This window comes from Altibacter sp. (assembly GCF_019913785.1).
Classification (GTDB): domain Bacteria; phylum Bacteroidota; class Bacteroidia; order Flavobacteriales; family Flavobacteriaceae; genus Altibacter.
In genome coordinates, this window is the sequence record NZ_JAIOHK010000047.1 from 1 (window position 1) to 21,856 (window position 21,856).

19 protein-coding genes are annotated in these 21,856 nt (G+C 39.6%); all 19 read left to right on the forward strand.

Annotated features, from left to right (window positions below; all coding sequences use genetic code 11):
* Positions 1-892: sulfotransferase (locus K8F54_RS07645; protein ID WP_290789141.1), on the forward strand; the 892-nt coding region annotated here is incomplete at its 5' end.
* 122 nt (positions 893-1,014) lie between these two features.
* The gene (locus tag K8F54_RS07650) at positions 1,015-2,262 is read left to right on the forward strand and encodes an oligosaccharide flippase family protein (RefSeq protein WP_290789143.1); all 1,248 of its coding nucleotides are present in this window, start codon (positions 1,015-1,017) and stop codon (positions 2,260-2,262) included.
* The gene (locus K8F54_RS07655; protein WP_290789145.1) at positions 2,249-2,833 is read left to right on the forward strand and encodes an acyltransferase; all 585 of its coding nucleotides are present in this window, start codon (positions 2,249-2,251) and stop codon (positions 2,831-2,833) included. The genes K8F54_RS07650 and K8F54_RS07655 overlap by 14 nt, the downstream gene beginning before the upstream one ends.
* Positions 2,834-3,850: a hypothetical protein gene (locus tag K8F54_RS07660; protein ID WP_290789147.1), complete on the forward strand. Its 1,017-nt coding sequence runs from the start codon at positions 2,834-2,836 to the stop codon at positions 3,848-3,850.
* A gap of 1 nt (position 3,851) precedes the next feature.
* Positions 3,852-5,000, forward strand: a complete 1,149-nt coding sequence (locus K8F54_RS07665; protein ID WP_290789149.1) for a hypothetical protein — start codon at positions 3,852-3,854, stop codon at positions 4,998-5,000.
* A gap of 36 nt (positions 5,001-5,036) precedes the next feature.
* Positions 5,037-6,149 (forward strand): glycosyltransferase, encoded by a 1,113-nt coding sequence (locus K8F54_RS07670; RefSeq protein WP_290789151.1) that lies wholly within the window; start codon positions 5,037-5,039, stop codon positions 6,147-6,149.
* A gap of 20 nt (positions 6,150-6,169) precedes the next feature.
* Positions 6,170-7,264, forward strand: coding sequence for a glycosyltransferase (locus tag K8F54_RS07675; protein WP_290789152.1), 1,095 nt, complete (start codon positions 6,170-6,172; stop codon positions 7,262-7,264).
* Positions 7,246-8,406, forward strand: a complete 1,161-nt coding sequence (locus tag K8F54_RS07680; RefSeq protein WP_290789154.1) for a glycosyltransferase family 4 protein — start codon at positions 7,246-7,248, stop codon at positions 8,404-8,406. Before K8F54_RS07675 ends, K8F54_RS07680 begins: the two co-directional genes overlap by 19 nt.
* A gap of 12 nt (positions 8,407-8,418) precedes the next feature.
* Positions 8,419-9,027 (forward strand): sugar transferase, encoded by a 609-nt coding sequence (locus K8F54_RS07685; protein ID WP_290789155.1) that lies wholly within the window; start codon positions 8,419-8,421, stop codon positions 9,025-9,027.
* Positions 9,024-9,677: an acetyltransferase gene (locus K8F54_RS07690; protein ID WP_290789157.1), complete on the forward strand. Its 654-nt coding sequence runs from the start codon at positions 9,024-9,026 to the stop codon at positions 9,675-9,677. The genes K8F54_RS07685 and K8F54_RS07690 overlap by 4 nt, the downstream gene beginning before the upstream one ends.
* Positions 9,670-10,803, forward strand: coding sequence for a DegT/DnrJ/EryC1/StrS family aminotransferase (locus K8F54_RS07695; RefSeq protein WP_290789187.1), 1,134 nt, complete (start codon positions 9,670-9,672; stop codon positions 10,801-10,803). Before K8F54_RS07690 ends, K8F54_RS07695 begins: the two co-directional genes overlap by 8 nt.
* A 47-nt stretch (positions 10,804-10,850) precedes the next feature.
* Positions 10,851-12,809 carry a nucleoside-diphosphate sugar epimerase/dehydratase gene (locus K8F54_RS07700; protein WP_290789159.1) on the forward strand — a complete coding sequence of 653 codons (1,959 nt, stop codon included), beginning with the start codon at positions 10,851-10,853 and terminating at the stop codon, positions 12,807-12,809.
* A 75-nt stretch (positions 12,810-12,884) separates the two neighbouring features.
* On the forward strand, positions 12,885-13,640 hold the full coding sequence (locus tag K8F54_RS07705) for a polysaccharide biosynthesis/export family protein (protein ID WP_290789161.1): 756 nt from the start codon (positions 12,885-12,887) through the stop codon (positions 13,638-13,640).
* A gap of 10 nt (positions 13,641-13,650) precedes the next feature.
* The gene (locus K8F54_RS07710) at positions 13,651-16,032 is read left to right on the forward strand and encodes a polysaccharide biosynthesis tyrosine autokinase (RefSeq protein ID WP_290789163.1); all 2,382 of its coding nucleotides are present in this window, start codon (positions 13,651-13,653) and stop codon (positions 16,030-16,032) included.
* Between the two features lie 45 nt (positions 16,033-16,077).
* Positions 16,078-17,421, forward strand: a complete 1,344-nt coding sequence (locus K8F54_RS07715; protein WP_290789165.1) for a capsule assembly Wzi family protein — start codon at positions 16,078-16,080, stop codon at positions 17,419-17,421.
* 11 nt (positions 17,422-17,432) lie between these two features.
* A complete protein-coding gene (locus tag K8F54_RS07720) occupies positions 17,433-18,995 on the forward strand; it encodes an FAD-dependent protein (protein WP_290789166.1) in 1,563 nt (520 codons plus the stop codon).
* 109 nt (positions 18,996-19,104) lie between these two features.
* Positions 19,105-20,421 carry an aspartate aminotransferase family protein gene (locus tag K8F54_RS07725; protein ID WP_290789167.1) on the forward strand — a complete coding sequence of 439 codons (1,317 nt, stop codon included), beginning with the start codon at positions 19,105-19,107 and terminating at the stop codon, positions 20,419-20,421.
* The gene (locus tag K8F54_RS07730; RefSeq protein WP_290789168.1) at positions 20,418-21,353 is read left to right on the forward strand and encodes a carbon-nitrogen hydrolase family protein; all 936 of its coding nucleotides are present in this window, start codon (positions 20,418-20,420) and stop codon (positions 21,351-21,353) included. The genes K8F54_RS07725 and K8F54_RS07730 overlap by 4 nt, the downstream gene beginning before the upstream one ends.
* Before the next feature lie 100 nt (positions 21,354-21,453).
* On the forward strand, positions 21,454-21,855 hold the full coding sequence (locus K8F54_RS07735) for a VOC family protein (protein ID WP_290789169.1): 402 nt from the start codon (positions 21,454-21,456) through the stop codon (positions 21,853-21,855).
* Position 21,856: the final 1 nt, after the last annotated feature.

Genomic DNA, 21,856 nt, shown 5'->3' on the forward strand with positions numbered 1-21,856 from the left:
AACAAAAAAAGCTAATCTTTTTATTGTGGGCGCTATGCGGGCGGGAACGACTTCATTCGTGGAGTTGCTCTCTAAACATCCGCAGATTTACGTTTCCCCCATAAAGGAACCTAATTACTTTGTAGACAGGTTGCCTCTTACTCTCTATGAACCGTCTCGTTTTTTTAATCTGAATAGGTATCTGAACAGCAAATTTCCCGACCCGTTACATATTGCAAAGATTGAAACCTTAGCCCAATACGAACAGCTATTTTCATTGGCGACCCATGAAGTTTACAGAGTAGATGCCAGTACCGCCTATCTGCATGCGCCTGAAGCAGCCGCTAATATAGCCACGTATAATTCGGAAGCGAAGGTCATTGTAATTTTACGTGACCCATTGCAACGAGCTTATTCTCATTATAGAATGGATCTAGCGCTTGGAAGAATACACCGAAGCTTTGATGCCATAATGCGTAGTGAAATAGCACAGTATCGATCCAATGAATTACGCTTTGGGAGCTATTTAGGAATGAGTTGTTATGCAGCACATCTCAAACGATTTGAGTCGCTATTTGGAGAACAACTATTGGTGCTAGAATTAAGGAATCTGGTAAACACAACCGATATTGAAATGACTCGGATTTCCAATTTTTTAGGTATTTCCGCCTTCGTAAATCCCATCCTTCAGAAAATGAATAAAACAAAAACCATTCGATTTCAAAAACTATTGTATTTATTAAAACAACTGGGGTTTAAGGATTATTTTTCGAAGTATTTCAGAAAGAATTTCAGGCAACAAACGTTTAAAAAGATTAGCAAGGACAGGGTTAGTGATATGAAATTATCCGAAGGGACGCTGCTGGATCTCAAGGGTATTTTTGAAAAAGAATCCCCTGTGAATTATCGTTAAAGGCTTCCCGTTTTTAGGTTTCAAGCAGGTAAAATTCCTACTTTTAAGTTTGTAATTTTGAGTTAACCCCCATAGATTATCTTAACTTTGCGGCTTCGGCCATTAAACCACAATACCGCCTCTTGGGATTTTTCAGAAAAATAAAAAACATTCTTGTACAGAAAGAAGCTAAGGTACTGATTGAAAACTTCCTTTCTCTTTCTACTTTGCAATTGGTGAATATGGTATTGCCACTTATTACCTTACCCTATGTAATTCGTGTTTTGGGATTCTCTAATTACGGTATGGTGGTACTTGCAGCGGCATTGGTTGCCTATTTTATGCCTATTGCCGACTATAGTTTTAAGATCACCGCCACCCGCGATGTATCTGTATCTCGAAACAGTGTAAAAAAGTTAAGCCTTATTTATAGTAAAGTAATGTCGCTTAAATTACTCTTTGTGATCATATCAACGCTCCTAATAAGTTTGATAGTTGTTTTATATCCGCCTTTTTATGATGAAAAAGTAGTTTTTTTCCTTTCTATCTTGTTGCTTTTTGGACACAGTCTTTTCCCCGAATGGTTTTTTCAAGGTATTGAAAAAATGAAATACATTGCGTTTCTAAACTTTGGCATCAAGTTGTTTTTTACGATCAGCGTTTTTGTATTTATTACAAAGGCTGAAGATTATTGGGTGTATCCGCTATTGCAGGGAATTGGGTTTATTGTTGCAGGATTGGCTGGCCAGTACATGCTTATTAAAAAATATAAATTGAAATTTTATTTTCTGAAAAGGAAATATCTATTGGATGCAATAAAAGACAATTTTCCTATTTTTGTGAATCAGTTTTTCCCGACGCTCTATAACAATACCAACACTTTTTTATTGGGAATTTTTACTACGGTAAGCCTTGTGGGAATATACGATGCCATTAAAAAAGTGGTAGATGTCTGTGTGATGCTAGTCTCTATTATTTCTAGAGTGTTCTTCCCCTTCTTAAATCGAAAAAGGGATTCTTTCGGCAAGTTCAATACCATGATGTTATCCATTGGTTTGATACTTTCGGTACTGCCCTTGTTTTTCTCGAAGGTGATCTTTTGGTACTTAAACGTGGATCATGAATATGCCTTCACCGTGCTTTGCTTACTTTCTTTGAGTATATTTGGTTATACACTCTATACTATTTATGGATTGAATTATTTTATTGTACAACGCAAGGATAAATTGGTTATGAATAACACTATTATTTCTTCGTTACTGGCGTTTGGTTTGGCCTTCCCGCTTATTTTTTATTTTGATATTATTGGAGCCGCTATAAATTTGTTGATAGCCAGATTTTTGATGGGCGGTTATTTATGGTATAAATGGCAATTTCATGAAAAACATTAGAAGTATCTACCATTATATATTCAACGGTTTCGCCACCTTTGTGGTGCGATATTTTTCAGGGCTGAAAATAGGAAATGGCACTAAATTTAAGCGATTTCCGATGGTGTTGAAGCACAAAAGAGCCACCATAGAAATTGGGAGCAATACAACTATCAACTCCTCCAATTATGGATACCACATCAATATGTTTTCTGGTTGTAAATTATATGCAGATAGACCCGAAGCGTATATTAAAATAGGGAATAATTGCAGAATCCACGGTAGCTGTATTCACGCGTACAAGGAAATTGTAATTGGAGATAATTGTTTAATTGCTGCCAATACTCAGATTATTGATGGCAATGGACACAATTTGTCGTTCGATGCTCCAGAACATAGGATAAATACATCAGACGAAGGTGTCCCCATCGTAATAGAGGACAACGTATGGATTGCTGCAAGTTGTATTATTCTTGGTGGCACCAAAATTGGAGCCGGAAGTATTATCACAGCGGGGAGTGTTGTAAAAGGGGACATTCCTTCCAATTGTATTTATGGTGGAAATCCTGCAAAACTTATAAAACAGTATTAGATGAAAGTTGGTATACATCATAGAGAAGGTAGTTTTACCGATAGATGGATTTATTATTGCAAATCTCAAAACATCCCATTTGTACAAGTTGATTGTCATGCTTCAGAAATAATTAAAACATTGCAACAGGAGAAGGTAACTCACTTGATGTGGCATCTTAACCATCTTTCCGTAAAGGACAAAATGACCTTTCCGTATGTGCTTAACAGTGCAGATGCAATGGGAGTCAAGACATTTCCAAACTTCAATACCCGTTGGCATTTCGATGATAAAGTCGCTCAAAAGTATTTTATGGAAGCTATAAAGGCACCGTATATAAAAAGCCATGCCTTTTATACCAGAGAAGAAGCACTTTCGTATATTGAAACAACGCAGTTTCCGTTGGTGGCAAAGCTCAAAGGGGGAGCGGGTTCAACGAATGTAAAGTTGCTTAATTCCAAACAAGAAGCGGAAATATATATCGACACCTTATTTACTGTTGGAATTAAGTCAATAAATAAACCCTTGGATAATTTGGATCAAAAATTGCGTGTTGCCAAACAGGTCAAAAATCCGGTAGTGCTGCTCAAGAAAACGGTTGGTTTTGTCAAACGTATGAATAAGGAACGCGCCATGTCTCAGGCAGAAGTTGGATATGTATACTTTCAACAGTTTTTACCTAACAACGACTTCGACACCCGAATCATCACGGTTGGTGATAAGGCATTTGGTATTAGACGATTTACACATGAAAATGATTTCAGGGCTTCGGGAAGTGGTAAAATCGATTATACAGCATCGGGGATTGATAGTAAAATGATTTCCGTAGCGTTTCAAATTTCAGATGTTATAGGTGCACAAAGTTTGGCATATGATTTTGTTTACGATGAAAACGAGACACCCAAAATTGTGGAGATCTGTTTCGGATTTTCAATGAAGGCCTACGATAAGTGTGAAGGCTTTTGGGACAAGAACTTACAATTTCATAAAGGTCCTTTCAATCCACAAGAGTTTATGATCAAAGACTTTCTAGCTTAGTATGGATGTTAAACTACTTACCGAGTTTTCCATAATTGATCTTTCAATCATGCTACTCTATCTTGTTGGAGTAATTGCACTGGCACAAAAATTTAAACCAATCTCTGTAAAATTCGTTAGACTTTTCAGCTTTATAAGTGTGGTACATGTAGCTACTACGATTGGATATTACCTTTATTCCTTGAGCGATATTACAGACGCAGTTGGCTACTATCGCAAGGTGCTTTTTGTCTACGACAGTTGGCCTGACACTTTTGGTCAGGGAACTTATTTTATATACGCCACACTCTACCCTCTGGTCAATTATCTACATATTTCTTATTTCGGGAGCTATTTTGTGTATTCTTTTATCGGTCTGTTTGGATACTATTTTATACTGAAGGTATTGCTTGACATAACGGGCTATAAATGGACCAATTGGTTTTATGTTTTATTAATGCCAATGCTTCATTTTTGGACTGTTTCGATTGGAAAGGACTCACTTATTTTTTTCGGAATTTCAATGTTGGCCTATATGTTCTATTTTAATAAAAAGTGGATGTATTACGTATTACCTATACTCCTTATTGGCCTGATTCGGATCCATATTTTATTTTTCGTTATGGCCGCATTTGGATTTACGCAGTTATTCTTGAATAAGAATTTGAAAACGGGGTATAAATTTTTATTAATCACTGCCTTAGCAATTGGGCTCGTTGGATTATTCCCTTTTTTATTAGAGCGAGTAGATTTTAAAAATGAAGAATCAATTCTAGAACAGGTAGAAATGCTGGGAGACCGAAAATTAGCTGGCGGCGCCTCAATAAATTTGAAGGATAGTAATCTGATCGTCAGGTGGTTTAGTTATGTTTTTAGACCTTTTTTTATAGATGCTCATAATATTTTTGCCATAGCCGCGTCCATAGAAAATTTAGTTTGGGTCTTAATGTTTATTAATATTGTCAAGAGAATCCGACACAAAATAGTGGATGCATTTAGGCACATCTATTGGTTTTCGGCCTTTTCCATTTTAACCATTACACTACCCGGAGCCTATTTATTGAGTAATCTGGGTGTGGCGGCAAGACAAAAGACAATGATTATTCCTTTTTTATTTATGCTTTTGTTTATATCGCTTTTTAAATCGAAGGAAAACAACAATTCAATTTGATTGTAGCAGTTTTAAAGTTGAACTTTTTATTTTGACATGAATAACATTCTGATTGTTTTATTTAATGATTCGTTAGGTGGTGCCGAACAGTACCTGAAAATGGTGGCCGAGTTCTTTTTAAAAAAGGAGCAAGAAGTATATGTGATCTTTTTAACCAAAAAAACAACAAAGGGCTGGGAAGAGTTGGAGCGTTATTCAAATTTTAAGCCATTTTACCCTCGTACAAAAAACAAATTCTTAGGAGGGATAGTGGCGGCCAAACGATGCCGGACATACAGAAACATTCATTTTAAATACACCTTTACCTCACATGTGCATATAACGGGTCTTGTGGGTGTGTTGCTCAAATTGAACTTATACCGCACCAAGTATTTTGTTGCTAGAGAATCTACCTCCATATTCAAGCGATTTAGCGGAATAAAATTGTTGCTGTTCAAACTGCAATACAAATTGGGATATGCTAAGATCGATTTACTTATTTGTCAAAGTGAATTTATGAAGCAACAACTACTGGAAAATCTTCCACAATTGGCTTCTAAAATGCAAATTGAAGTGATAGAAAATCCTGTAGATACTGAACGCATTAATAATGCCGGGCTAGGACAGACAAATTTACCTGCTCCTAAATTTGACTATATGGTGTCCGCGGGCCGACTCATAGAAGAAAAGGGATTTGATATATTGATGGAAGCATTTGCCAGGTTAAAGAAAAACCATCAAAACCTTAGGTTGATTATCTTAGGAGAGGGGAAACTACGAGCACCACTTGAAGAACAGCGAAAAAATTTAGATTTAGACGAGGAAATTTTGTTGCCGGGATTTGTGCCTAATGTGTATCACTACTTTCGGGCTGCTCAAATATGTGTAGTGTCGTCGAGAGTTGAAGGATTTCCAAACGTACTGCTTCAAATGATGTCGCAAAACAATAATGTAGTATCTACATTGTGCGCTGGTGGGATTGAAAAAATTGACGGCGTATACACTGCACTTCCTAATGATGTGGACAGCCTTTATGAAGCTATTGTGGACTGTCTAGGAAATTCAAATAGTGAAATGGGAGCAAAGTTTCAAAGAGAATTAAACAGCAGGGATATCTCGAGTTTTATGCAGAAAATTGATAGTATATTGGAAAAACAACCAATAAAATAGCTATTTTAAAAGTGAAGCAAATGAAGATACTATTTGTAATAAATAGCTTGGCCACCGGAGGCGCAGAAAAATTGGTAGTAGAATCGGTGCCAAGATTTGTTGCTTCCGGAATTGACATTGAGGTGCTGTTACTAAATGGCAAGGAATTCCCTTTTTATACTGAATTAAAAGCAATGGATTGCTGTAAAATAAACATTCTTGGAAAGGGAAGCGTTTACAATCCTATGTTGATTTTTAAGATAATTCCGTATTTAAGACGCTTCGATATTGTTCATGTACATTTGTTTCCAGCCTTATATTGGGTAGCCATCGCCAAAATAATCTCCTTTTCTAAAGTAAAACTTTTATTTACTGAGCACAGTACTTCCAACCGGCGCAGGTTAAATTTTTGGTATAGAATGGCCGACCGGATTATTTACAAACAATATACACTGGTTATCACCATATCGACCGAGGTGAAATTATTTTTGAAAAAACATTTGGGGGTCAAAAACACAAAGTTTGTCACCATAAATAACGGGGTGGATTTTGATAAGGTTTTCAATGCCAGCCCCTCGGCACGAAAAAATTTCATTAAGAAAGAAAAAGACAAGATCATCATTCAAGTAGCCAGATTTACAAATCAAAAAGATCATGAGACGCTGATAAAAGCAATACCCTATATAAAATACCCGGTTGTGGTCTTATTGGTAGGGGAAGGTCCCGGAGTGGATAAAATAAAGGAATTGGCCAATGTATTGGAGGTTGAAGATCAAGTTGTTTTTCTGGGAACACGTGCAGATGTTCCCCGGCTATTAAAAATGGCAGATATTGCCGTATTGTCCTCTAATCACGAGGGACTATCACTTTCGGGTATAGAAGCCATGGCTTCGGGTACGCCGTTGGTGGCTTCAAAAGTACTGGGTCTGGCAAATTTGGTACACGATGCAGGGCTCTTATTCATACATAAGGACGAGATCGATTTAGCTGGTAAAATCAATTTGCTAATGAGCGATCCCGATTATTATGCCCAGACAGTCGCCAGCTGTTTAAAACGGGCCAAAAAATTCAGTCTTACAAAAATGGTAAGTGAACATATTCTAGTATATTCAAAACTATGTCCAAACAAAAATTAATACGAATTACAACAGTCCCCTTATCGCTCGAGAAACTCTTGGAAGGACAATTGGCCTTTATGAATGATTACTATGAAGTTATTGCGGTATCTTCAGATAAAGTGCATTTGGAAAATTATGGAAAAAACGAGGGAGTTGGAACCTTTCATGTTTCTCTAACAAGAAAGATTACTCCGTTTCGAGATTTAGTTTCGGTATTTAAATTAGTCAAATTCTTTAAAAAAGAAAAACCCTTAATTGTGCACACGCATACCCCGAAGGCCGGAATTGTAGGGATGTTGGCGGCTTATTTGGCGAAAGTTCCTATACGACTGCATACCGTTGCCGGCTTGCCCCTTATGGAAGCAAGCGGATTAAAACGAAAAATCCTAAATACGGTCGAAATACTAACCTATCGTTTTGCGACCGGAGTGTACCCCAATTCGAAAGGCTTGTATGATTTTATATTGGAAAATGGGTTTACAAAAGCACACAAATTGAAAATCATAGGGAACGGAAGTTCCAATGGAATAGATGCAACCTATTTTGATCCGAAAGAATTTAGTGAGAAAACAATACAGACTACTAGAAACGAATTGGGGATTCCTCTCGAGGATTTCGTTTTTATTTTTGTTGGAAGAATAGTGGCTGATAAGGGAATAAACGAATTAATAGCAGCTTTTTCAAAACTTTTCAAAACTGAAAAAAGTGTTTCTTTATTGTTGGTAGGACCCCTTGAAGCAGATTTAGATCCACTACTGCCCGAAACATCAGAACTAATTACGGCACACCCAAAAATATTTACGGTTGGGTATAAAGAAGATGTGAGACCCTATTTTGTGAGTAGTAATGCACTTGTATTTCCGAGCTATAGGGAAGGCTTTCCAAATGTGGTGCTACAGGCCGGAGCCATGGGGTTGCCAGGTATCGTGACGAATATCAATGGTTGTAATGAAATTATTTCAGAAGGAATCAATGGGATGCTTATCCCGGTCAAGCATTCCGATGCGATTTATAATGCCATGAAGAAATTGATAGCAGACAAGAATTTAGTTGTCAATCTTTCGAAAAATGCTCGTAAAGAAATTATTTCAAAATATAAAAGAGAGGAAATTTGTCGTGCATTATTAACAGAATATCGTGATCGGGAAGCGATGCTTTAATACCTTTGCTTGGTGTATAAAAATGGAATCAAAATATTACTTGATTTTTTGGTAGCGCTTGTTGCTTTCTTTTGCCTGTTGCCGGTATTTTTTCTACTCGTTATATTACTCAGTATAGCGAACAATGGAAAACCATTCTTTTTTCAGAAGAGGCCGGGCAAAAATGAACGGTTATTTACTATTATCAAGTTTAAGACAATGAACGATCGAACCGATAAAAATGGGGTTCTGCTAGCAGATAGGGAAAGACTTACCGCAGTTGGTAAATTTGTACGAGCCACCTCTCTGGATGAGATTCCACAATTGTTAAACGTTTTATGGGGCGACATGAGTCTTGTTGGCCCACGTCCTTTACTTCCAGAGTATTTACCTCTATACAACGACTTTCAGAAGCAAAGGCATCTGGTAAAACCGGGAATTACTGGCTATGCTCAGGTAAAAGGGCGTAACGCCATTAGCTGGGAAGAGAAATTGAGATTGGATGTCTTGTATGTTGAAAGAATCTCGTTTTTATTGGATGTGAAAATAATTTTAGAAACCATTAAGAAAGTAGTGGCTAGAGAAGGTATACAGGCTGCCAATGAAGCGACTACTACCCATTTTAAAGGAAATATAAAATGAAAGAACTCATTATTATTGGTGCCGGAGGCTTCGGACGAGAAGTGAAATGCCTAATTGACCTTATTAATAAACGTAAAGCTACCGCCGAATTTTCAATAGTAGGTTTTGTGGACGATGGTATTGCGGCTGGAACAATGATACACGGCTTGCCAGTTTTAGGCCCCATAGATTTTATAAACTCCACTCAGAAAGTAGTCAACTTAGTACTTGCTATCGCAAATCCGAAGATAAAAAAACAAATATACCAGCGATTTAACCAACATAATTTTCCAACAATTATTCACCCATCGGTTAGCTTAGAAAATTATAATGTGGTAATTGGGCAAGGCTGTATTATCTGTGAAGGAAGCGTTTTAAGCTGTGACATCGAAATAGGAGATTTTTGTGTTATTAATTGGACGTGTACCATTGGTCACGATGTAAAAATAAATAGCTTCTCGTCGTTTATGCCTGCGGTAAATATAAGTGGAGAAGTTACCGTTGGAGAAGGCGTATATGTTGGAGCCGGGGCTACCATCATCAATCAACTTTCTATAGGAGAAGGAAGTATTATAGGCGCAGGAGCTGTTGTTTCAAAATCAATTCCGGCTCACTGTACCGCAGTTGGAATCCCGGCTAAACCCATTAAATTTTCTAATGAAAATGAATAATACTAAAATATGGCTTTCCTCACCACATATGGGAGGCAGCGAACAAACCTTTGTTGACGAAGCCTTTGCAACCAATTGGGTGGCACCATTGGGGCCACATGTCAACGGATTTGAACAAGATTTGGAACAGTATTTAGGTGAAGGTATGCATGTGGCTGCATTAAGTTCAGGAACTGCGGCCTTACATTTAGCTCTAATTATACTTGGTGTTAAAAGTGGAGATGAGGTCATCTGCCAAAGTATGACCTTTTCGGCCTCGGCAAATCCCATTGTATACCAAGGAGCCACTCCGATTTTTGTTGACAGTGAGTTGGAGACTTGGAATATGTGCCCTATTTACTTGGAAGAAGCCATAAAAGCCCGATTGGCAAAGGGAAAAAAGCCCAAAGCCATCATTGCAGTGCATCTATATGGAATGCCGTTTAAGGCGGATGAGATCATCGCAATTGCAAAGAGGTATGAGATTCCATTGATAGAAGATAGTGCCGAAGCATTGGGAAGTACCTATAAGGGCAAGAAATGCGGTACTTTTGGGGATATATCAATTCTCTCCTTTAACGGAAACAAAATTATTACTACCTCGGGAGGAGGGGCCTTGGCCACCAAAGAAAGAAGCACAAAGGAGAAAGCAATTTTTTTAGCCACTCAGGCACGAGACAAGGCGCCTCATTACCAACATTCGAGTATTGGGTATAACTACCGCCTCAGTAATATTTGCGCAGGTATTGGAAGAGCGCAAATGCAGGTATTGGACGATCACGTTCAATTACGGAGAAATATGAATCAGTTTTATTCCGATTTGTTTATGGATTGGGAAGGGGTTTCAGTATTTACCGAGCCTTCTTCGGCATTCTATTCCAACCATTGGCTATCCTGTATACGTATGGATGAAGCCCTTTCTGGATTGAATTCAGAAAAAATTAGACTGCATCTGGAAAAAAATAATATTGAGTCAAGACCTCTTTGGAAGCCCATGCACCTGCAACCTGTTTTTAAGGAGGCACTGTATTATGGTGCGTCTGTTTCCGAAGGTCTCTTTGCTACAGGACTTTGTTTACCCTCCGGGTCAAATTTAACCTTAGAAGAAAAACAAAGGATTAGGGTTGCATTTAAGCAACTTGTGTAGATATTAAGTATATTTGTAACTCCCCGAATTGTGTATTCTCTTAACCTATGAAAAATATTCTCAGCCGGTTTTATACCGGGGATAATAAATTAAAAATGCTTGACCAGCGATATCTGCCTCGCTGGATCGTTATTCTACTGGATGCTATTATTGGATTTATCTCGCTCTTATTGGTCTACGCCATTTTATTGGGCACCCCAATTAAATTTTTAGAAGTACTGCCCATCTCCATACAAGGTTTAATTGTTTTGGCAATTAATGTTCTGTTCTTCTTCGTGTTTAAGACCTATTCGGGCATCATACGTCATTCTACCTTTACCGATATTTTAAAACTCGCATTTTCTGCTTTTTCAACGGCAATTACTATTGTAGTGTTCAATCTGGCCTACTCCGCAATTAGCGGTGAAGGCAAAGTGTTTTTAACCACATCGGTATTACTGTATATGCTGCTGTCATTTACCTTAATGCTGCTATTTAGGGTGGCGGTAAAGGAAAGCTATCATTACTTGCGAAGTATTGCTACCGGAAACCTAAAGAAAAAAGTTGTGATTGTGGGTGTAGATGATCATACAATTTCTATTGGAAAGGCACTGACCACGGAGTCTAATTTGCCGTTTCAGTTGATGGGATTTTTGACCCAAAATCAAGATACAAAACGATTAAAGATTCTTGGTAAACCTGTTATTCCAATAAAGACCAATTTTTCTGATTCGATCGCTTCATTAGATATTGATGGCGTAATTATGATTAGCAGCTCACTCTCCGGCAAGGAGAAGAATCAGATAATTGATGATTGCATTGCCAATAATAAGGAGGTCTTCAATGTACCCGATTTCGAGACATGGAATAAAAAGGAGGATATTCACAACCAAATAAAACCTATTGATATCGAGGACCTCTTGGAGCGTACCCCGATTTCAATCGAGAATGAGCTAATTGAAAAGGATTTAGAAGGAAAAACAATTTTAGTGACCGGCGGTGCGGGGTCTATTGGAAGTGAAATTGTAAAGCAGCTGGCCAATTTTAATCCCGATCTGGTGGTAATATTAGATCAGGCGGAATCTGCACTACATGAACTTCAAATCTATCTCGAACTCAACTATCCGAAGCTCAACTTTATTATCGAGCTGGCCGATATTAGCAATATGTACCGTATGGGTCTCATGTTTGCCAAATATGAATTCAATATTATTTACCATGCGGCTGCCTATAAACACGTTCCTTTAATCGAACGAAACCCACACGAAGCCATCTATGTAAATATCCTTGGAACAGTGAACCTTTCAATTCTGTCGGTTAACTTTAATATCGACAAGTTTGTTATGGTGTCTACAGATAAGGCAGTAAACCCAACCAATGTGATGGGCGCCTCTAAACGAGTGGCCGAAATGTACGTACAGTCCCTTCAAAGAGAAAAGGGAGTGCAAACCAAATTCATCACAACGCGTTTTGGAAATGTATTGGGGTCCAGTGGCTCTGTTATTCCTCATTTTAGAAAACAAATATCACAGGGTGGGCCTGTGACAGTTACACACCGAGATATTATCCGCTATTTTATGACCATACCCGAGGCCTGTCAATTGGTATTACAAGCAGGGACCATGGGGAACGGAGGCGAAATATATGTGTTCGACATGGGTAAGCCTGTCAAGATATTGAACCTGGCCGAAAAAATGATCCGCCTTTCAGGATTTGAGCCTTATGAGGATATCGATATAAAAATTACAGGTCTACGCCCCGGAGAGAAACTTTTCGAAGAGTTATTAAATGATACTTCAACGGCCTTGCCTACACACCACCCAAAAATTATGATCACAAAGGTTCCGGTGGTAAAATTTGAAGACCTTAAAGTAAAGATTAAGAATATTATTAAAACCGCTACCAAAAAGAAAGATGAGAAGGTAGTGGAATTATTAAAAGAAATGGTGCCTGAATATATAAGTGAAAATTCCGAATTTACCGCTCTGGACAAACCCAAAGTGCCGGAAATTAGGAAGGTAAAATAAGTAGGGCTTTTCTGTAAAAGCTACGAAAATCCAATTCTTTTTTATAAACTTATATTTGTACAATTAAATTAACGAATGAGAAAATCACTTTTAGTCCTAGTTGCCGTTTTTAGTCTTTTATCTTGTGCTACCAAAAAGCAGATACTATACTTTCAGGATGTAGATGCCTTAGATCAATCGACCATTGATCAGAAATTTGAACCTATTATCGAACCCAATGATATCCTACATGTGTCAATTTCTTCCATAGACAGTGAGGTTGTGAAGCCTTTTGAGCGTATCACCGGATTAGAGGGCAATATTGGCAATTCCAATCCCGGAATTCAAGGCTATTTGGTCAATACCGAAGGAGATATTCGTTTTCCGGTGCTGGGTAATGTGAACGTCAGTGGCAAAACACGTGGTGATGTAGAAAAAATGTTGAAAGAACAGCTTTCAGAATACATCAAAGATGTAGTGGTAGATGTTCGAATTATGAATTTCAAGGTAACTGTATTGGGACAGGTTACTCATCCCGGGGTATTTACGGTTAAGGATGAACGTATCACACTTCCTGAAGCCATAGGTCTGGCAGGTGATTTTACCTTAGATGGAAATAGAAATGAAGTGGTTATTATTAGGGAAGAAGACGGTAAACGAAAGGTTGGCCGCGTAGACTTTACGCAAACCGATTTTTTTAACAGCCCCTTCTACTTTTTAAAACAAAATGATGTGGTTTATGTCGAGCCCTCTCTCAAAGGAGTAAAGAAATCCGGTTTTTTGCCGGACATTCCAGCCATGCTTTCTCTAGTGACCGTGATACTAAGCACTGTTATAATCTTGACGCGATAACCTATTTTTTATGGACGAATTTACAAAGAACACCGAATCGAATGATACCAGCCTTCGTGAATTGGTAGAAAGGTATACCCGCTATTGGTTCTGGTTCGTATTGGGAATTGTAGTGGCCATGGTATTGTCTTATTTGTATTTGAGGTATACCACCCCATCATATCAAACCAATGCCACGGTGATTGTCAAAGACGAAAAAAGCGGTGGCGGCCCTTCCGAACTAGCTGCTTTTGCAGATTTGGGAAGTTTTTTTTCGAAGTATAACAGTCGTATAGAAAATGAGCTTGCTATATTTAATTCGAAACGCATCATTGCTGAAGTGGTCAAGGAATTAAACCTAAATATTACCTATCAAGCAGTTGGGACCATAAAGACATCCGAATTGTACGAATTTAAACCCTTTAATGTACAATACCTTTCCTTTACAGATAGTACCAGAGTAAAAGTGGTGCCAAAGTTATTTTTTGAAGTACTATCCGTCACCGATTACATAGTTGAAAATGAATCCGGAACCGTAAAAGAACAACATACCTTCGGTGAACGCGTAGCCTTGCCTTTTGGTGATATCACAGTACTGCCTGTTTTGGATAACCGCGAGATATTCGATTCATTTATCGGAAGGAAAATAGCAGTTACATATCGGCCTATTGAAGCTATCTCTCTGGCCTATCAGCGGAAGATATCCATTGTAAACAACATCAAGAATAGTAATGTTGTCAATATAAGCCTGCTTTCCCCGGTGCCGGAAAAGGCCGAAGATTTTATTAACGAACTTATTTTTCAGTACAACAAAGACGCTATCAATGATCAGAATCAAGTGGCGCAGAAAACCTCCAACTTTATCGATTCCAGGTTAGAAATTATTACAAAGGAATTAGATTCTGTAGAACGTAACAAAGAGCAATTCAAAAGTAGTAACCGACTCACCGATATAGAGACCGAAGCACAGCTCATCCTTCAAAATGCAAGTGAGTACAACAAACGACAATCGGGTGTAGCAACCCAATTGGAACTGGCCAACACCATGATCGATTATATGGAAAAATCGTCCAGTAACGACCTGCTTCCGGCCAATATTGGTTTGGACGGTCAAGAGATTGGCGAGGCAGTAAACAACTACAATCAATTAATTCTGCAACGCAATAAACTTCTAAAAGCATCTACTGCCAAAAACCCGGTTGTTATTAATGTGAACAATCAGATTGAACAGATACGATCTAATATTTTGAATAGTTTGCAAAATACCAGTAATGGGTTAAAAATTTCGATGCGAGATCTGAATTTTCAGGAGGCAGCCCTAAATTCAAAAATTGCGCAGGTGCCTACCAAAGAAAAATTATATCGCGGTATTGAACGTCAACAATCCATAAAAGAACAACTCTATTTGTTTTTATTACAACAGCGGGAAGAAGCTTCTATTTCGTTGGCGGTTACGGCCCCCAAGGCGAAAATTGTGGATAGTTCTTATAGCAGCAAAGCACCTGTAAGTCCTAATAAACCGCTCATTTACATTGGAGCGTTGTTAGCAGGATTGCTATTGCCTTTCGTTGGCATTTATGGCTTCTTCTTATTAAGTACCAAGGTGACCAATAGACGAGATATTGAAAAGGTTTTGCGTTCGACACCTATGATTGGTGAAATTCCGAAACTTAAAAAGAGTGATGAGGAATTAATTCAGCATAACGACCGAAGCATCCTAGCCGAATCATTCCGAATATTGCGAACCAACCTTCAGTATTTGTTCGTGAACAAAGATACCTCCGTAGATGAAGCCAAAACGGTATTTGTGACTTCCACCATTAAAGGAGAAGGGAAAACCTTGGTAGCCTTTAACCTGGCCCTTACCTTAGCCCTAACCGGTAAAAAGGTGGTTCTGGTAGGAGCCGATATTAGAAATCCCCAACTACATAGGTATTTACCTGAATCGGAACGCAAGAACCGAGGGCTTACCGAGTTTATCATGGACGACACGCTTACCGTAACCCAATTAGCCTCACAGAGCGAATACAACAAAAATCTTGATATAGTGCTTTCGGGAGTAATTCCTCCCAACCCGGCCGAGCTCCTTATGCAAAATCGCACCAACGACTTCTTCCGAGAAATAAAGCGAGCATATGATTATGTTATTGTGGATACAGCACCGTCCATGCTGGTTACAGATACGCTGCTCATTAATAAATTTGCCGACATAACTCTGTACGTAGTTCGTGCAGGTTATACTGATAAACGATTGTTGGAATTCCCAAAAGACGCCATGGAAGAAGGACGCTTGTCAAATCTTGCCATTGTGTTAAACAATGTGGATATGAGTAATTTCGGCTATGGAAATAAATACGGTTATACCTACTCCGATGAGAAAAGGACGTGGCGCCATCGTATTTTTAGGAAGTAAGCATAGGTGTCGACCGTACTTTTTCAGCTAAACAATAAGAATACCATGAAAATAGCCCAAGTCTTTTTTCTTTTTTTCTGCGTACAGATCGGATTTGGACAACAGTTACATTTTGAAGGTGAAGCCGAAGTTTTTGGACTCGTATCCAATGAGGAAACACTTCCGTTTTGGCTGTACACCAATACGAGTACCGCAGTTGCTCCCGAAACTAATTTTTCAGGTATTTTAGGAGCTAAGCTAGTATATGCCTATGAAAATGTCATCATAGAAGCAGGAGCCACCGGTTTTTATAGAAATGGTGTGGCCGATGAAGTTCAAAGAAGGGATTTGTATGCCTCCTTTCAGAATACCTGGCTGCGGGCAACACTGGGAGCCAAAGAAAGAGCGACCGTCTTATATGGATTGTCTACCACCAATAAAAACATCTTATGGTCACAGAATGCACGACCCTTACCCGGACTGATACTCGAAGCCAATGACCCCCTGAAGATTTCAGAAACCTTTGCAGTGGATTGGGGGATCGCACATTACAGCCTAAATGACGATCGGTTCGTTGATAACACCCGCATACATTACAAGCGGCTGGGCCTGATAACTACTTTTAATGAAAGGAATAAACTCACCGTACAACTTCAGCATTTTGCACAGTGGGGGGGTACCTCACCCGTTGAGGGGGAGTTGCCATCCGATTTTGAAGCCTTTTTCGATGTGTTTTTAGCAAAGAAACGACCGCTGGTAACCCAGGATATTATTTATAACAACGCCCTGGGGAATCACTTGGGCTCGTTTTTACTGGAGTATGAATTAAAAACTAGCATGGGAACCGTCTCCCTCTTCCACGAGCATATTTTTGAAGATGGTTCGGGTACGCGCTGGGCTAATTTTCCCGACGGTGTCTGGGGTCTATTTTACCAGCCTACCAATGGGAAGTTTATAAACGCCGTTTTATACGAATACGTAGATACGGCCAAGCAAAGTGGTATTGGTGGTGGTAGCGGAATTGACAATTATTTTTCCAATAACCTCTACCGAAGTGGGTGGACCTACGAACGAAACATCATAGGGATTCCGTTTATTTTGGCCGATCCCGACCTACTAATCACAGATTCCAACAACCCCATTTTTAACAATCGCGTAAAAGCACATCATATAGGGGTTTCGGGGCATTTTAAGGGTGTCGCTTGGATGGTAAAAACCAGTTTTGTGTCTAATTTGGGCACCTATCGCGTTCCTTTCGAACCCACGATGCGGAATGTGCACAACTATGCTTCGGCAGCATATGCCACTCAAAAGTTTGGCACCTTTACGATTTTGGGTGGCCTGGATTTCAGCAATTATGGAAATACCAATGTAGGAGGCGGGTTGGGATATTCGTATTCCTTTAAGTAAACGAGTATTACATGAGCATACAGGTACAAATATCCATCTTACCACAGCAACAAGAGGACAGCGCCTATATTCTGGAAATGGCCTTGGAAAAAGCCAAACTCCGAAGAGCGCATATTAGCGATTGGCGAATTCGGAAACGATCTATCGATGCACGGCGGGTACCTATTAAGATCAATCTTCAGATAGAATTTTGGACGTCTGATGAGGTACGGGAACAGATTCCGCCTTTTATACCCCAAAACGTTTCAGAAGCCAAAGAAATAGCCATCATCGGTGCAGGGCCTGCCGGTCTATACGCCGCATTACGCGCCATTGAAGCGGGATATAAGCCCATCGTTTTTGAGAGGGGAAAGGAGGTGCGCGAACGCAGAAGAGATTTGGCCGCAATCAATAAGGATCAAATTGTCAACCCCGAAAGCAATTACTGCTTTGGCGAAGGAGGTGCCGGTACCTATTCCGATGGAAAACTCTATACCCGTTCCAAGAAACGGGGCAACGTGCTCAAGGCGATGGAGTGGTTTGTCCATTTTGGAGCCGATGAAGAGATTTTGGTAGACGCGCATCCGCATATTGGGACCAACAAGCTCCCAAAGATTATCACAGCCATGCGGGAGGCCATCATCGAAAACGGAGGTGAAGTACATTTTAATGCAAAACTAACCGATATAAAAGTAAAAAACAGCGCCATTGCCGCCATTCAAATAAACAAAGCACAATGGCTTTCCTTTGATACTGTAATTTTGGCCACGGGACATTCTGCTAGAGACATTTTCTATTTGTTGCACGAAAAGAAGATAAAGATAGAGGCCAAGCCCTTTGCTCTTGGTGTGCGCGTGGAACACCAACAGGAATTGATCGACAGGATCCAGTACCACGGCGACAGTGAGAATCCCTATCTGCCGCCTGCTTCCTATGCGCTGGTAGAACAGGTGGATGGTCTGGGTGTCTACTCCTTTTGTATGTGTCCGGGTGGGATCATAGCACCCTGTGCTACCCAACAGAATGAGGTGGTGACCAATGGGTGGAGCCCTAGTAAGCGAAATAACCCCTATGCCAATTCGGGGATTGTAGTGAGTGTTGCCCCTACCGATTTGCCCAATTATACATCGGACGATCCTTTTGTATGCCTGGACTTTCAGAAACAGGTGGAACAGCAGTGCTGGGAAGCAGGGGGGAAGACCCAGCGCGTACCTGCCCAGCGTATGATCGATTTTGTGGAAGGAAAGGTGTCGGTTGATTTTCCAAAAACATCCTATCAACCCGGGATTGTTTCGGCCGATTTGAATGAGGTATTGCCACCATTAATTGCAAGGCGTTTAAAAAAGGCATTTGTCGCTTTCGGAAAGAAGATGAAGGGCTATTATACCAATCAGGCGGTATTGCACGCGCCCGAAAGTAGAACCTCCTCTCCAATCTCTATTCCGCGGCATGAAGCTAGCATGGAGCATATCGAAATAAAGGGCCTATATCCCTGTGGTGAAGGGGCCGGTTATGCGGGAGGGATCATTTCGGCGGCGATAGACGGGATCAATTGTGTGGATGCTATCTGTGAAAAATATTCGCAAAAGTTATAAACAAAAGTTATGTATTATTTCTTTGGCAACCATGTTACAATAGTTGCGCAAATACTATCTTTCGTCCCGAAAATTTAGTTATATTAATAAAAATAATATCTCAAATTATATGATAAATCAATTGACAAAATCTGAAGCGCTTCTTGACCGAAGAAGAAACGTAGTTGCCAATGGTGTAGGGGTTTTTAATACCGCTACAGCGGTTCAGGCCAAGGGTGCCCTTATTATAGATGAAGATGGACGAGAACTTTTGGACTTTGCCGGAGGAATTGGGGTGGTTAATGCTGGTCATTGTCCGGATAGCGTTGTAAAGGCTATTCAGGAACAAGCAGCTAAATATATTCATACTAGTTTCAACGTGGTTACCTATGAGCCCTATATTGAACTTTGTGAAAAACTAACCAAAATACTTCCTCATGGTAAAAAAACTAAAGCGATGTTGGTTAGCACAGGTGCAGAAGCCGTAGAAAATGCAATAAAAATAGCGCGTCAGGCAACCGGACGTCCAGCTGTTTTGTGTTTTACCGGAGGGTTTCATGGTCGAACGCTTATGGCCTTAACATTAACGAGTAAAATAGATTACAAGATAAATTGTGGACCATTTGCTCCTGAAGTATATAGACTACCCTTTCCAAACTACTATAGGTATAAAGGCGATATGGATATGGATGCGTTTGTGGAATATGAATTAAAGCGTTTGCACGAGAGCGGAAAAAACTTAGTAGACCCAAAAAGTCTTGCTGCGATTATCATTGAACCAGTACAAGGTGAAGGTGGATTTAACCCTGTCCCTCAAAAATACTTCGAAGGCCTTCGCGATTTTTGCGATAAACACGGCATCATGCTTATAGCAGATGAAATACAGAGTGGTTTTGGTCGTACCGGAAACTGGGCTAGTTGGCAGAATTACGGAGTACAACCCGATATAAGTACCTATGCGAAATCACTGGGCAGCGGAATGCCCATTGCAGCCATTCTTGGAAAGGCGGAAGTGATGGATGCTGCAGGACCGAGTACTATTGGAGGCACCTATATTGGAAATCCGGTTTGTTGTGCTGCGGCTATTGCCACCATCGATTTAATGGAGGAATTAAATCTCAACGAACGAGGAAAATATGTTGGTAAGGTCATCGAAGATCGATTTTTAAAGATTAAAAAGGAATGTAGCAGCGTTGGCGATGTTAGGGGTATGGGAGCAATGATGGCCATTGAATTTGTTAAGAATGGCGACCCACGTCAACAAGATGGAGAATTATGCACTAAAATTATAAAAAACTGTGCCGAAAGAGGCTTAGTAATTATTAGCGCAGGGACTTTTAAAAACGTTATTCGGGTTTTGGCACCCTTGGTAATTACCGATGAACAATTGGAAAGAGGACTCGATATACTAGAAGAAGAAATTAAGAAAGCAACACAGGAATTATGAAACCATTTACAATAGCAGGCATTCAAATGAGGGTATCGGCAACGCAGTCGAATCTTCAAATGATGAAATTAAAATTGGATATTACCATGAATCTTTACCCTTCGGTACATATGGTACTGTTTAGCGAATTATGTGCCTATGGTCCTTTGACATACTATGCACAGGAATTTCCGGGGGAATTTGAGTCTGAAATGCAGGCGATGGCGAAGAAATATAAAATTTGGTTGTTACCAGGATCCATTTTTGAAAAGGAGGGTGATAAAATTTACAATACGTCAACGGTAATAAATCCCGAGGGAGAAATAGTAGCTCGTTACCGTAAAATGTTTCCTTTCTTTCCATTTGAAGTTGGGATTACTCCCGGTAATGATTTTTGCGTATTTGATGTCCCGGAAGTTGGAAGATTCGGCGTATCTATTTGTTATGATATGTGGTTCCCAGAAACCATTAGAACTTTGGCCGTAATGGGTGCTGAGGTAATCTTACACCCCACAATGACAGGCACTATGGATCGCGATATTGAACATTCGATTGTTCAGACACTATCGGCGGTGAACCAATGTTTTTTCTTCGACATTAATGGCTTAGAAACGGGTGGTATTGGTAGATCTACTGTTTGTGGCCCGGATGGGAGAATAATGTATCAGGCAGGCGCGACGGAAGAAATTATTCCCGTAGAAATAGATTTGGAAAGAGTTAAAAGGAGTAGAGAACTAGGAGTAATGCGTCTTGGCCAACCGTTAAAGAGCTTCCGAGATCATATGGGCGACTTCAGTATCTATCAAAAAGGAGTAAAACATCCTTATCTAGAATCGCTTGGGCCCTTGATTAAGCCTACTAAAGTAGATCAGCTGGCAAGACTCAAGAAAAAGGAGAGCGAAATAGAATTGTCAACAGGTACTATAGGGTATAAAGGAGATGGTATTTTATAATAATTTAAATTTCTCCCAGTACCACTCAAGTTATTAGCTTTTAAGGTTTTTTTTTAAAAATAAAAGAAGTATATTTTAAAAAAAAATATAGCTGTATAATATGGGATCATTCACGGGGCAATCACGAGCAAAGAAAATAAAGAACTATATTAACTGGTTCGAAATTCCGGTGCTGAACCTGCAACGGGCGTGTACATTTTATAGCCATATTTTTGGAATTACCATGGATATAAATGAAATGAACGAATACGCCATGGCTTTGTTTCCTTCAGAAAATGGAATTGGCGGTGCCTTAGTAATGGGGCAGGGTTGTTCTCCTTCAGAAACCGGGACACTTATTTATCTTAATGGTGGTGACGACCTCAATTCGGCATTGCTTAAGGTAGAAGAAGCCGGTGGCCGTGTAATTATGGAAAAAACCAAAATAAACGATGATGCCGGATATTTTGCATTGTTTATAGATACAGAAGGGAATAAACTGGCGCTTAATTCAAAAAACTAAC